Below are 13,712 nucleotides of genomic sequence, written 5' to 3' on the forward strand. Positions count from 1 at the left end.
TAATGGTCGAGAGCCTGCAAGTGATGCGCTGGGGTGTGCAAATGAGCACAATTACGCATACTTTAGCCATTCTTCATTAATGTGGTTCCTGACGCCCGGATATTATCGGCTAATGTGGTTCCGAAAGGCGATTTTATTAAACCTCCTATAACGCCCCGTACTTTTGATAATTGCCAGATGACCTTAGGCAGACATATCGATCTTTAACGCAAGATAGGGGTACAATATTGACCCGATGCTTAACCTCCACAACCTTACCGATAGGAATGCAGCATGTCCGAGAACCACCCAAGCACCCAACTCCCTGAACCCATCAACAAACAGATGACGCCTAGTGAAACCCCGCCCGGCTCGCCCAACCTGTACATGGCGATTGCGCAAGCTTTGGCCAACGCCGCCAATAATGCCGTCAACGCGCAACAACAGAGTTACACGACCATGCTCGCGGCAACAACGATGGGCGTGGAAGCCTTGTACACCCTAGACAGCGCCGCACCATCCGCCGGCTCGCAACAGATTTTACAAACCCAAACGGAACTTGAAGAGGCGATGAAATCCTTCCTCATCACCCCGTCAGCCGCCCTGCTGGATGCCAGCCACAATTCGTCCACCACCAACGATTTTTCCGACAGCATCCGCCTCATCAGTGAAGCCTTCGCTGCCTCATTGGATAAGTTTGGCGAGACGGCTTATTTGCAAATGCTGCGTATCATCCAACTCGCGGCCATCGCCAGTTCCTTGGCGGCATTGATCAAAACGCCGGAACAGGCCGAAAACTACGAACGCGTATTGGCTATCATTAAAAACTTACGCTGAGTGGTATTAAAAATTGCGATGGACGCTACATAAACACATGACAATCAATGTCGGCAAGTAGCCTCTAAGGTTCAGCAATGCAAACAATCGACCAGCTCCGCTCCGGTGAACTTGCCGGCAGTCGCCATCTGAAATTATCCTGCGGCCTAACCAGCTTTCCGCGCGAAATTATGGGCCTGGCAGATACGCTGGAGGTTCTTGACCTCTCCGGCAATGCGCTCTCTGAGCTCCCCGATGATTTTGCGCAACTGGGTAAACTGCGCATCGTTTTCTGCTCTGACAATCAGTTCACGGAGTTGCCTGAGGTTCTGGGCCGTTGCCCTGAGCTGGGCATGATCGGCTTTAAGGCCAACCGCATCCGCAAGGTATCGGCCAAGGCGCTACCGGCCCCATTACGTTGGTTGATCCTGACGGATAACGAGATCGAAGAGCTGCCTCACGCAATGGGGAATTGCAGCCAGTTGCAAAAATTAATGTTGGCTGGCAATAATCTCCAAGCGCTACCGGACTCCCTGGCCAACTGCAAGCGGCTTGAATTGATCCGCATTGCCGCTAATCGGCTCAACGAGTTACCCATCTGGTTGTTGGCTTTGCCTCGCTTATCGTGGCTGGCGTATTCTGGAAATCCATTTGGGGCTGAATTGGAAAGCAAGATGCTGACGGCTTCGTCAGTTGCTGATATTCCTTGGAATGCCCTGGAACTTGGGCATCTGTTAGGCGAAGGCGCTTCCGGGGTTATTCATCATGCTAACTACCATCATGCTGGCGATAGTGCTTATGGCGTTGCTGTCAAATTGTTCAAAGGCGCAGTGACCAGTGATGGTTTGCCGCATTCTGAAATGGCGGCCGCCATCACTGCCGGACAACATCCGAATCTCATTAATGTGCTCGGCAGGGTGAGCGGCCATCCATCGGGTGTCAGCGGCTTGGTGATGGAACTGATTAGTCCGGAATTCAAAAACCTTGCCGGGCCTCCTAGCTTGGCGTCTTGCACCCGCGACATTTACCCTTCAGAAACCCGCTTCGATTTACCGGTGGTGTTGCAGATAGCCTATGGCATTGCTTCTGCGGCCTGGCATTTGCATAAGCAAGGGATCATGCATGGCGACCTTTATGGACATAACATTCTGCATTGTGGCCAGGGACGGGCATTGATTGGCGATTTCGGCGCGGCCTCTTTTTACCCGGCTGATGATAGGGTAATTGCCGATGGCTTAGAGCGGCTTGAGGTAAGGGCTTTTGGTTGCCTGCTTGAAGAATTGCTTGAGCGGTGCAGGCCAACGCCTGACAATCAGCAGGTGTTTAGTTTGCTTAATGATTTGAAATCGGCTTGTTTGTCCGATGAAAGTGGACGCCGGCCATTTTTTGATGAAATCACAGGACGATTGATTGAGGCTATCGGAGGGCTGAATTGAAAGGCAACGCGGTAAGGCGTAATCGACAGGGTGCAACACGGCTATCGCACCCTAAGAATTATTGCGCCTTACCGCGTTTTCGATAAATGCCACATCAACACATAGCTAATCATAGCCATAAAATTCAGTAGGCGACTACAAAGAATTAGCATCACCCATAAAGGTAATGAAAGCCATGGATCCTTTAGGCAACAAGCCCTTAGCTTAGACGGATTGGTCTTTTTTCATACTGTCGAGCAATTCACGGGCCTTGGCGATTTCTTCTTCAGTACCATGCAGGATAAGCAAGTATTTGTCTGCGATAAGATCCCTTTCGTATTTAACAACCTCATCTTCTTCCAACCCGGAACTGATTAAGGCAGCTCCGAGGGCGGATAGGCCACCCATTACCATTGAGCTTTCCAAAGCGGCAACTAAGGTAGTGACAATCGGGCCTGCAAGCGCGACCAAACCGATACCAGGAATAAAAAATACAGCGGGAGCAAATAGCAAACCCCATAGCCCTCCCCAAACCGCCCCAATCCCCCCCCAAGTTTTGATACGGTCACCTTTGGTATAGAAACCTACCGGATGTTCCTCAGTTTGGTAGCCTTTACCGATGATAGACAGTTTTTGCATATCAAAACCAAATTTATTCAAGGCCTTAATGGCTTCATCAGCTTCAAAATGCGTGTCAAATACGGAAATGACGGTGTTTTCTTCTGTACTCATGTTGTGTGCCCTATAGTTATTATAAGAACGGTTGGATAACCGCATCCGGTAAGCCAGCTATTTCAAATTGATATAGGTCGCTGGAAAGCCAATATCATAAACCATCAGGATTATCAATAGTCCGACAAGCTCCCCTGGAATGAATTCAATTTCGTCACCTTTCATCTGTCCTCAGATGACAGTTGCGGCTGAAATTCCCGAAGGGCGACGTATCAAAATTTCAAATCAATTGGATAAATTTCGACCCAATTATTTAGCCCATATCAAGCTGTGACGATATTTTTCGGCAAGAGACAAAACCATCCATCGCGGGCCTGTCTCTTTTGGAATGTGGGCCAGTTGATTGGTGTTTCATCTTGGCTGGCGGATTAGCACGTCAAGTGATCCGCCAACTGGACGGATCACCAAACATTGCCGATAAAAACATAAGCTTGTACCAAAACGGCGGAGCAAATAGTTCAGAAATGTTCAAGATTCAGTCTTTTTACGTAAGCGCTCAGCCAATACCCGCATGACATTCAAAGCAAAATAAGGATGTTCTTGGACTAAGAAGTTGAAATATTTTTCATTAATAGCAACCACTTCGCAATCCGTTTTAGCGATGGCATTAGCGTATCTGATTTTGGTGTCAATCAATGCCATTTCCCCAAAAATCTCGCCTGCCCCTAGGGTAATCAACTCTTTGCCATCCAACACGATAGTCACTTCGCCTGATTTGACGAAGTACATTTCTTCACCGACCTGACCGGATTCGAATATTTTTTGTCCTGCGGAAAAGCTTTCGACATTTTTATCGCTATTTAAGATATTAAAATTAGGGGGTAATGACATGATATTTCCTTGAATAAAGTGGGGACGTTACAACGCCAGGTTGACAAAGCTGCATTTTAGCACGCTATGGGAAACTGCGGTTTATACCCAAAGTGCCTGTCCATTGCCCTGTATCCCATTACGGTCAGTCAACGTCAATTTGATAATCATCCAAAAATTGCTCGGCATAACGTCTATAGACTTTCTGATTGATGAAAGCATCGTATAAATCCGGATCGATATGGTGGGTTTCTTTCATTTTTTTTAAGATGGCCAAGGCTTCAGACAGTTTTTTGCCTAACTTATAAGGCCTGTCTTTCGCGGTTAAGGCCTCAAAAATATCGGCTATTGCCATGGCCCTGGCCTGGATGGACATGTCTTCCCGGCGCAAGCCTTTAGGATAACCCGTGCCGTCCATTTTTTCGTGATGGCCGCCTGCATATTCGGGGACATTTTTTAGATGTTTTGGAAACGTGATTTTTTCCAGCATGGCGATGGTGGCGACAATATGGTGGTTAATGATGCCCCGTTCTTCCGCTGTCAATGTGCCCCTGGCAATATTTAAATTGTATATTTCATTCTCAGACAATAGCGGCAGCTGCTCGCCGTTTAAACACCAGGTTTTTTGCCCGAATGAACTTATCCGGCTCTGGTCTTCGGGCGACATGAACTCGCCGCCCGTATTGGACTGCCTGATGAATGCCAAATCCTCATCAATTTCGGCAACGGCTTCCAAATAGCGTTGTCCAATTCCGGCATCCGGTTTTTCCCCATTTTGAAAAGCAAGCATCTGTTGCTTAAGCATGGCTATTTCCTGGTCACGCTTTAAAACTTCAAAACGTGTTTCAATCAACCCTATACGGTCATAAATAGTTTGCAACTTGGTGGACTTGTCTATGACGGACTCAGGCGTGGTGATTTTTCCGCAATCATGTAGCCAACCGGCAATTTTAAGTTCATAGCGGTCAGCGTCCGTCATCGCAAAGTCTTTTAGATAACCTTGCTGGGTATTGTGCGCCGCTTCGGCAAGCATCATTGTCAATTCCGGCACCCGGCGGCAATGCCCGCCGGTATGCGGAGATTTATCGTCAATAGCGGTGGCGATGAGCTGAATTAATGATTCAAACAGATTTTCCAGATCCGCAATTAAACGTTGCTTCGTCAACACGATAGCCGCCTGGGAGGCGAGGGCTTCGGTGATATGCTGCGAAATATCATCAAAACCGGTCACGCCGTGGTTTTCTTTGTCTATTGAATTGATGAGTTGCAGTATGCCAATGATGTCGCCTTCATGGTTTTTCATGGGTACCGCAAGAAAGGATTTCGAGTGGTAATTATTCTGACGGTCAAAAGCTTTAGTCCCGGAAAAATCAAAGTCTTGATCGTTATAGGCATCGACAATATTAATGGTCTTATTGTTATGGATGGAAAAGCTAACGACATTTTGCAGGTTCGGGGAGCCATCGTCGAAAAACAAAGGTATGTCAGGCATGTTTATTGGAGTTCCTGAACTTCCACCTAACTTGATACCCAGGCTATCAGAATGGACAATCTCCATTTTTATGGCATTGCCATAAATACGGTATAAAGTGCCGCCATCGGCATTGCTGATCTGCTTGGCGCCTTGCAATATCATTTCCAGCAACAAATCGGTATTCATTTCAGATGACAAGGAAATGCCAATGCTTATCAGCTGTTCGAGCTGATCGTTGATGTTTTGATTATTCATATAGTTAAACCGATCCGCTATTACCTTGGCCCAAAATGTGAGCCAGAGTATATCGCACATTTCTGATCCCACCCACTGCTGTAATGGGCGCTAAACATACCCTGGTAAAGCATGGCGGGTTTAAGATAATGGCTGAAACGGGATATGCATCGGCTTAGCGACGTGTGCCTGATCTTGCCACGGTCTAGTGGACACCCGGCTTTCTTATTTTCGTTGGGGTCGATACCGCCATCTATTTGCTTTTTGGCCGTATCTCGCTTTTCCCTCGCTTCTTTAAGTGAGGTGGCTGGGTAAATGCCAAGTGCCGACGTTTTGCACTTGCCATTGAATCGGATGTGTAGCGGAAGCATTTAGAGCCGTTGGGATTGACTGGCAAATACAAGCCATTTTCATCTTGTAGGCCTTATCTGGCGTGGGTTTGGCGTCGTTCTTGAGGCGGTATCAACTCCAGTCAATCTGAATGTACCGCCACTTATTTCGCCACAAATGGCGGTATATCGATGTATCTGCTTGCACTTCGTTGGACACAAAAAAACCCGCTAAGCCTTACGGCTTGCAGGTTTCTGTACTTCGTTGCATCTGCTTGTATGCGTAAATGGTGGAGAGGCAGGGATTCGAACCCTGGGAGGGGATCAACCCTCAACGGTTTTCAAGACCGCCGCATTCGGCCGCTCTGCCACCTCTCCAACAAGCCCCACATTATAAATAGAACACCAATTGGAGTCAATTTATAATTTTTTGATTAAAAATCGGATTATCCTCACAGTCGATTCTGGGAGCTTTATACGGAATATTTTTGAGCCAATGCCACAACTTAGAATATGTTTTATACGCTGCCACGCGGTTCGTTGCGGCGTTGCAGCGCCCGCTTTCCTCAGGTACGTCCAGCACTCCGGTTTCTACGCTCCGTGCGCCCCGGCAATTGCTCTTGCGTTGCCTTACCTCCAGTAGTCGTTGCACTCGAACCGCTCGCGACACTTTCAAAACACGTTCTTATACCAGATAAAAAAACATAGGCTTCCAAATAACTAACGCTGACATAAATGAAAACGGGCGCAAGTTGCGCCCGTCTTTAACAATACACTGCTGTCATTTATTAATCGTGATAAGCTGATTCACCATGTTCTGAAACGTCAAGGCCGATACGTTCGACTTCTTCGCTGACACGCAGGCCAATAACCATATCGACCAATTTATAAGCAATTATCGATACGCCACCAGACCAGACAACGGCAACACCTACGCCCCAAGCCTGGTTGATCAATTGCCCCACCATGTCATATTCAGGAGCCACCGCATTGGTGACATAATCCCAAATGCCTGTACCGCCCAGAGCAGGACTAGCAACCACAGCAGTGCCTAAGGCCCCGATAATACCGCCAACACCGTGGACACCGAAAGCATCTAAAGAGTCATCATAGCCGAGCATGCTTTTTAGGCTGGAGACCGACCAGAAACAGACCGCACCAACCAATAAACCTAAGAAAATGGAACCCATGGGGCCAGCCCAGCCACATGCGGGGGTGATCGCAACCAGACCAGCAATTGCACCTGATGCGCCGCCCAACATGCTGGGTTTGCCACGCATCAGCCATTCCGCCGCGACCCAAGACAGTGTCGCCGCCGCAGTCGCCAACAAGGTATTGACAAACACCATGGCCGCGAGACCGTTAGCTTCCAAGTTTGAGCCGACGTTAAAACCAAACCAGCCCACCCACAATAATGACGCGCCAACCATCGTTAAAGTGACGCTGTGCGGGGCTAATGATTCTTTCTTATAACCTATACGCTTGCCAACCATGATACAGCCAACTAGGCCGGCAATACCTGCATTGATATGCACAACAGTACCGCCAGCGAAATCCAACGCGCCTTTCTGGAACAAGAACCCGGCAGTCGCACCGGCAGTTTCTGCAGCGGCAGCATCAGTATAGGCATCCGGACCCGCCCAATACCAAACCATATGCGCCATTGGCAAATAAGCAAAAGTGAACCATAGTAAAATATACAGCAAAATCGCGGAGAACTTAACCCGTTCAGCAAATGCCCCGATAATCAAAGCAGGGGTAATGCCAGCAAACGTCAATTGGAAAGCGATATAGGCATACTCAGGAATAACCACGCCTTTGCTGAAAGTCGCCGCCACTGAGTCGGGCGTGACACCTGCCAAGAACATCTTGCTAAGCCCCCCAAAGAAGGCGTTACCTTCGGTGAAGGCGATACTGTAACCATAAATGGCCCACAATAAGGCGGTCATCGAAAAAATGACGAAAACTTGCATTAAGATTGAAAGCATATTCTTGGCGCGGACCATGCCGCCATAAAACAATGCCAAGCCCGGAATGATCATCAGGATGACCAATACGGTCGAAATCATGACCCATGCGGTATCACCTTTATTGACAGTCGGTGCGGGGGCGGGGTCTGCAAAGCCTAAATGGGCAAAACTAAGCAAAATCAATGCTAACAATGTAGCGATAAGTGGTTTATGTTGTTTCATGTTCTCTCCTTGGACTAGAGTGCTTCGTCGCCAGTTTCGCCGGTACGGATCCGAACCACTTGCTCTAAATTAGTTACAAATATTTTACCGTCACCGATTTTGCCTGTATTTGCTGCCTTAGTGATCGCCTCAACGGCTGCGTCAACCAAGCCCTCCCCCACAGCCACTTCAATTTTGGCTTTCGGTAAAAAATCTACAACATATTCAGCCCCACGATAAAGTTCGGTATGGCCTTTCTGACGACCAAAGCCTTTGACCTCGGTTACGGTGACACCAGACACCCCTATATCCGAAAGGGCCTCACGGACATCGTCCAGCTTAAATGGTTTAACAATTGCGGTTATTAGTTTCATTTCATCCTCTTTGCGTATAGTAACGATTCGAAATTACGTAAAGCACGGAGTATGCCAAATATAAACTTGAATTAACGCGCTTGTTGTCTGCTAGTTTTTGTCATACCCATCCATATATCGCACTGAATTGGTTCGTTTTGTTATTTTTTGATTCAAATAAGTGCAATTGGATATTTAGTTTCGGCTCGATACTAGTTATAATGCACCCCTACATTTAACTTCTTGGAAAAAGCTTATGCCCGCGTTAAAAACTGCTTTAGGTTATCATCGGCACCTACTCAAATCATTGGCGTTGACCATGTGTTTACTTGGGTTTTCTTTGGATAGTTTTGCGCAACCTCAAGTGGCCCAATTAACAGACGTAAAAAACTGCCAGTATCTTAAGCAAATTGAAGGCGGGTCAGGTTATGGGAAAAACTTTAGCTGGCAGAAACTGGCTAAATACGCGGTACTTAGCCAAGCAGAGAAGATAGCGGCAACCTGTCATCTGGGTGCGCTTTGATCCTGTGGGGGGGGGGTCAACGGAATAGCAGTGGCTAACGCCTACCGCTGTCAATCTTGATTAACTATAAGACGCAAAAAACACACCCGAAGGCGTGTTCTTTGCTGGAATAATCCTGAAGATCAAAACGTCACAGTAAAATCGGTTGAGAAAGTGATCTGATCTGTAACAGTAGTCGATCCAGGTTGGCCGGGATTGCCGTGAACAACAAAAGGTGAGTAACCATTTGATTCGCCAACAATATCATAGCGGATATTTGGGCGAAGCCTTAACCACTCTTTGGGTTTCCATGTCACGCCCGCAGTGAACTCGTAATAAGTTGCAGGGGCGCAGGTAGATAGATAAGTTCCTGCTGCCGCGTAACTGACGCCTTGATTATCGGTTGCCGCACCGACCCTTCCAGGTGAGCAAACCCTCAAGCCATTTTGGTCGCGGAACCACTCGGCACGGATGCCCACCACAACTTTATCACTGACATCATAGTAAAGATGCGAGTTGATACCATACCACTCGGCATCCAATGAATTTGGAGTCCCGGTTGTAAAATTGAAAGTTTTATCCGCAAAGCCATGGTCATGTTGCAAAACCAGATGCGTTTTCTCATTAATGTTGTGCTTCAAAACCACGCTATACAAAGCCCATGGGGCGCTGCTGGTCTCGGAGGTGTCGCCATAAGTACCGGCAATATTCAAAGATGTCGCTTTGTCAGTAGTGGTATAGGTGGCCCCCATCAAGCCCGACCAATTACCCAATTGCCGGTCCCAACCACCATCCCAACCGCCAGTCGCGCTACCAGTAACCAAGCCGCCCATGACAGCCCAGTTATCATCTACCGTATAATTGCCCATAACACCCGTGTGTGTAAAAGGTTCGCCATATTGCATGGTATAAGCATGGGTATAAAAGAAATTGTCAGGCGCAGGAACGGTTTCATAGCCAATCGGCGTATAAAAATGACCCACCTTTAAATTCAAGCCATTGCCAACTGGGACATAACTTTCCAAATAAGCCTGCGGTAAAGCGATGTCGTAGAACCGGTTGGAGTTACTGCCAAGCATGCTCAAATCCCAATCGCTCCGTTGTAGGGATTGTTGTGTATTGACATCAAATGAAGGCACACCGTAAGCTTGGGTAAAAATAGAATCGGAACCGTACATAAAGTCGAAACGTCCGCCGAAGTCCCATTTGCTCCCTTCAGTAGCCACAGCACGCTGAATGAACACATTCAACTGGTTCAACTGAAACTCGCTGGCCCTATCCCCAAATGTCACCGGGCCGTTAAAGTTGTCATCGGGTTCATTGCCATTGTAAGTAACACCACCATTAGCCCAAGCCCCCACAACAACACCATAATGGTCTAAAGCACTTTCTATCTCTTTATACGCCCCGCTAGCATTCGCGTCCGTTATTCCTGCTGTTGCCGATAAAATACTGCTTACAGCTGCAAACAATATCTGATTCTTACGTTTTAAAATAATTTTCATCTTTGAAGTCCCCTCGTAAAAAGGTCTGAATATTAAGACTTGTTGCAATTAGACAACGATTTTAGTATTTCAGCATAAAAACACTGTCTAGTACCAAGCATGTTACATGCCATATTTTTTTTTATTTAAAAAACAATAATATAATATATTTTTCATGTGTGAATAATTACCCACTTAGAACTATTATGGTGCGTATAATTATTTTTATCACCATTATTGTGCGCTATTAAGTTGTAAATTAGCCACAATAGCAACAATAGTGGCGTGATTTGCTTATAACCCCAAAATTCGTTTTGGCGATGGCCACCCCAGCGATCACCTTCAGGAAAAACAGCGGGCCACCTCAAAATAATCACCTTGCCAAGCAACTCATGGGAGGGCATTTTTTATTGGCTATCACAACAAAAAAAATGTTATCGTTATCAGTGTCCGGCATATAAAAGCCGACCTCATAATAACTACAGTTAGATAACCCAAAATAGGAGACAATGATGTCTGTAAAACATGTACTAAAACTGATTCAGGAAAATGACGTTAAATTCGTCGATTTTCGTTTTTGCGATACCCGCGGCAAAGAGCAACATGTCACCTTCCCTGCCCATTCCATCGATGAAGACACCTTTGAAGAAGGTAATATGTTCGACGGCTCTTCCATCGCGGGCTGGAAACACATCAACGAATCCGACATGATTTTGATGCCAGATCCATCAACCGCTGTTATGGATCCTTTCTATGATGACAACACGTTGATTATCCGTTGCGACATTATCGAGCCAAAAAACATGCAAGGTTACGAGCGTGACCCGCGTTCATTGGCAAAACGTGCTGAAGCTTACTTAAAATCAACTGGCATCGCCGACACCGCATTTTTCGGCCCAGAAAACGAGTTCTTCATTTTTGACGACATCCGTTGGGGCTCAGACATGAGCGGTTCGTTCTTCAAAATCGACTCGCAAGAAGCGGGCTGGAACTCTGAAAAAGTCTATGAAGATGGCAACATCGGCCATCGCCCAGGTATAAAAGGTGGCTACTTCCCCGTACCTCCAGTCGATTCCTTCCAAGACATACGTTCCGCCATGTGTTTGACTTTGGAACAGTTCGGCATGATGACTGAAGTGCATCACCATGAAGTCGCCACTGCAGGACAATGCGAAATCGGTGTCAAATTCAACACCTTGGTGAAAAAAGCTGACGAAGTGTTGGGCTTGAAATATGTGGTTGCCAACATTGCCCACGCTTACGGTAAGACAGCGACTTTCATGCCAAAACCAATGGTCGGCGACAACGGCAGCGGTATGCACGTCCACCAATCTTTAGCTAAAGACGGCGTCAACCTGTTCTCTGGCGATTTATACGGCGGCCTGTCTGAAACTGCCTTGTACTACATCGGTGGCATCATCAAACACGCCAAAGCACTGAACGCTTTCACCAACGCGTCAACCAACAGCTACAAACGCCTGGTCCCTGGCTTTGAAGCCCCTGTCATGTTGGCTTACTCGGCCCGTAACCGTTCCGCATCCATCCGTATCCCATTCGTCAGCAACCCTAAAGGCCGCCGTATTGAAGTGCGTTTCCCAGACTCCACGGCAAACCCTTACCTGGCATTCTCCGCCATGTTGATGGCTGGTTTGGACGGCATCCAAAACAAAATCCATCCAGGTGAAGCGATGGACAAGGATTTGTATGACCTGCCACCTGAGGAAGAAAAAGCTATCCCACAAGTTTGCCATGCTTTCGACCAGGCCTTAGATGCATTGGACAAAGACCGTGAGTTCTTGACTCGTGGCGGCGTCTTCACTGACGACGTGATCGACGGTTACATCGAACTGAAAATGCAGGAAGTGACCCGTCTGCGTATGAGCACCCACCCTGTTGAGTTTGACATGTACTATAGCTTGTAAGGATTAAGCCTGTTTCAAGCAGGCTCAAGCCTACCCAAGACCCCGCAAGTTTACTGGCTTAGCGGGGTTTTTTATGCCCAGACGTTCCCACACGAAACCACTGAAACTCGTTATTTTCTCCCTCAATATGTCCCCTTTTTAAAAAACCCTGTAAAATCGACAAAAATATGAAAAAACAGGGGACAAAAATGGCATTAACCGACACAGAAATCAAGAAAGCCAAAGCCTTAGAAAAAGATTATCAAATGGGTGATAGCAAAGGGCTTTCGTTGGTTGTCCGAAAAAAGGGGACAAAGACTTGGCGGTATGAATTCAGGCTTAATGCTAAAAAAGACAAATACCATTACGGCAATTACCCGGAAATCACGTTAGAGAATGCGCGTAAGATTCATGCGGTGGCGAGGCAGCTTGTCGAATTTGGCAAACATCCATCAACGCTACTGGATGCCCCCGAAGCAAAGCAAATGATTGTTGATGGTTACAGCATAAAAGAGATTGAGGCCAAGATAACCGCCACCAAAGAGGCCGAAGCCATCCAAGCCTTGATAACCTTTGGAGATGCCGCCGACAAATATAAAACCGAGTGGGTAAATAGCAAATGGAAAAACCCTGATAAAGGCTGGACACCCGTTAGGCTGCACTTACTGCCAAAACTGGAGAAAATGCCACTCGAATTAATAGACGTCGCCCTGCTTAGAGAATTGATTTACGACATCAGGGAACATAAAGGTGTGGCAACCGCCCTTTCCAGTCATGGGTGGGCAGATCGGATATTTAGCTATGCCGTGGAGCATGACTATTGCAAACACAACCCCGCCGCATTAATAAAGGCCGCTAGAGTCGGCAACCGCAAGAAGCGCACCCGTTGGCTATCAACACCAGAAATCAGGCGTTACCTGAGCGGGCTTTATCAGTCTAACAGTTATCGGGGCTACAAACTGGCATTGCACCTGCTTTTAATGCTGGCGTTACGCAAAAGCGAATTATGCGGCGCGGCATGGAGTGAAATAGATTTTGAAAAAGGCGAAATGCTAATACCCGCCGGACGTATGAAAACCAAAAAAGACCACTTAGTCATGCTACCAGCCCAAGCAATAGAAATGCTCTATGAACTGCAACGCCTAGGTGGCGGTAGCCCATGGGTTCTGCCCATGCCCACCGACCCGAATCGAGCCATGCACAGCAATAATCTGGATGGCGCACATAACGCGGCACTGGCGGCAGGCGACATCATAGATTACAACATCCACGACCACCGTCACACCGCCTCGACACACCTAAGAGAACAAGGGCATTCACCAGAAGTGGTGGAAACCGCACTAAGCCATGCTATCCCAGGCATGGCTGGCACATATTCACATGCTCAATACAAAACCCAACGACTGGAAATGTTGCAATCATGGGGTAATTTCCTTGATACCGTGATGAACGAGCGGACGGTGATACAGGCGACATTTAGGAAAGCGGTTTAACCAATTTAACCGGATAGCT

General features: G+C 47.2%; 12 protein-coding genes and 1 tRNA gene. 5 read left to right on the top strand and 8 right to left on the bottom strand.

Annotated features, from left to right (window positions below; genetic code table 11):
• Window positions 1-273: 273 nt before the first annotated feature.
• Window positions 274-816, top strand: coding sequence for a RebB family R body protein (locus tag METMI_RS25685; protein WP_019867621.1), 543 nt, complete (start codon window positions 274-276; stop codon window positions 814-816).
• Window positions 817-893: 77 nt separating this feature from the next.
• The gene (locus METMI_RS0117635) at window positions 894-2,231 is read left to right on the top strand and encodes a leucine-rich repeat-containing protein kinase family protein (protein ID WP_019867622.1); all 1,338 of its coding nucleotides are present in this window, start codon (window positions 894-896) and stop codon (window positions 2,229-2,231) included.
• Window positions 2,232-2,435: 204 nt separating this feature from the next.
• Here the strand turns inward: METMI_RS0117635 and METMI_RS0117640 are convergent, their stop codons facing one another.
• From METMI_RS0117640 to METMI_RS0117675, 7 genes are all read right to left on the bottom strand, one after another.
• A complete protein-coding gene (locus METMI_RS0117640; protein WP_019867623.1) occupies window positions 2,436-2,942 on the bottom strand; it encodes a hypothetical protein in 507 nt (168 codons plus the stop codon).
• A gap of 468 nt (window positions 2,943-3,410) precedes the next feature.
• Complete coding sequence (locus tag METMI_RS0117650) at window positions 3,411-3,773, bottom strand: Crp/Fnr family transcriptional regulator (RefSeq protein ID WP_019867625.1); 363 nt, start codon at window positions 3,771-3,773, stop codon at window positions 3,411-3,413.
• A 124-nt stretch (window positions 3,774-3,897) separates the two neighbouring features.
• Complete coding sequence (locus METMI_RS0117655) at window positions 3,898-5,481, bottom strand: HD domain-containing phosphohydrolase (protein WP_019867626.1); 1,584 nt, start codon at window positions 5,479-5,481, stop codon at window positions 3,898-3,900.
• A gap of 20 nt (window positions 5,482-5,501) precedes the next feature.
• Window positions 5,502-5,831 (bottom strand): Arm DNA-binding domain-containing protein, encoded by a 330-nt coding sequence (locus METMI_RS28240; RefSeq protein WP_019867627.1) that lies wholly within the window; start codon window positions 5,829-5,831, stop codon window positions 5,502-5,504.
• Window positions 5,832-6,077: 246 nt separating this feature from the next.
• Window positions 6,078-6,167, bottom strand: a tRNA-Ser gene (locus METMI_RS0117665).
• Window positions 6,168-6,577: 410 nt separating this feature from the next.
• Complete coding sequence (locus METMI_RS0117670) at window positions 6,578-7,981, bottom strand: ammonium transporter (RefSeq protein WP_019867628.1); 1,404 nt, start codon at window positions 7,979-7,981, stop codon at window positions 6,578-6,580.
• A gap of 14 nt (window positions 7,982-7,995) precedes the next feature.
• Window positions 7,996-8,334: a P-II family nitrogen regulator gene (locus METMI_RS0117675; RefSeq protein WP_019867629.1), complete on the bottom strand. Its 339-nt coding sequence runs from the start codon at window positions 8,332-8,334 to the stop codon at window positions 7,996-7,998.
• Window positions 8,335-8,569: 235 nt separating this feature from the next.
• Between METMI_RS0117675 and METMI_RS0117680 the strand changes: the two genes are divergently transcribed.
• A complete protein-coding gene (locus tag METMI_RS0117680; RefSeq protein WP_019867630.1) occupies window positions 8,570-8,836 on the top strand; it encodes a hypothetical protein in 267 nt (88 codons plus the stop codon).
• A 122-nt stretch (window positions 8,837-8,958) separates the two neighbouring features.
• Here METMI_RS0117680 and METMI_RS0117685 read toward each other — a convergent pair whose 3' ends face one another.
• Window positions 8,959-10,320, bottom strand: a complete 1,362-nt coding sequence (locus tag METMI_RS0117685; protein ID WP_019867631.1) for a porin — start codon at window positions 10,318-10,320, stop codon at window positions 8,959-8,961.
• A gap of 491 nt (window positions 10,321-10,811) precedes the next feature.
• Between METMI_RS0117685 and glnA the strand changes: the two genes are divergently transcribed.
• Together glnA and METMI_RS0117700 are read left to right on the top strand one after the other, a co-directional pair.
• Entirely contained in the window at window positions 10,812-12,221 is a 1,410-nt protein-coding gene (gene glnA, locus METMI_RS0117695) for a glutamate--ammonia ligase (protein ID WP_019867633.1), read from the top strand.
• A 188-nt stretch (window positions 12,222-12,409) separates the two neighbouring features.
• Complete coding sequence (locus METMI_RS0117700) at window positions 12,410-13,693, top strand: tyrosine-type recombinase/integrase (protein WP_019867634.1); 1,284 nt, start codon at window positions 12,410-12,412, stop codon at window positions 13,691-13,693.
• The last annotated feature ends 19 nt before the right edge of the window (window positions 13,694-13,712 follow it).

This window comes from Methylovulum miyakonense HT12, from assembly GCF_000384075.1.
GTDB lineage: Bacteria > Pseudomonadota > Gammaproteobacteria > Methylococcales > Methylomonadaceae > Methylovulum > Methylovulum miyakonense.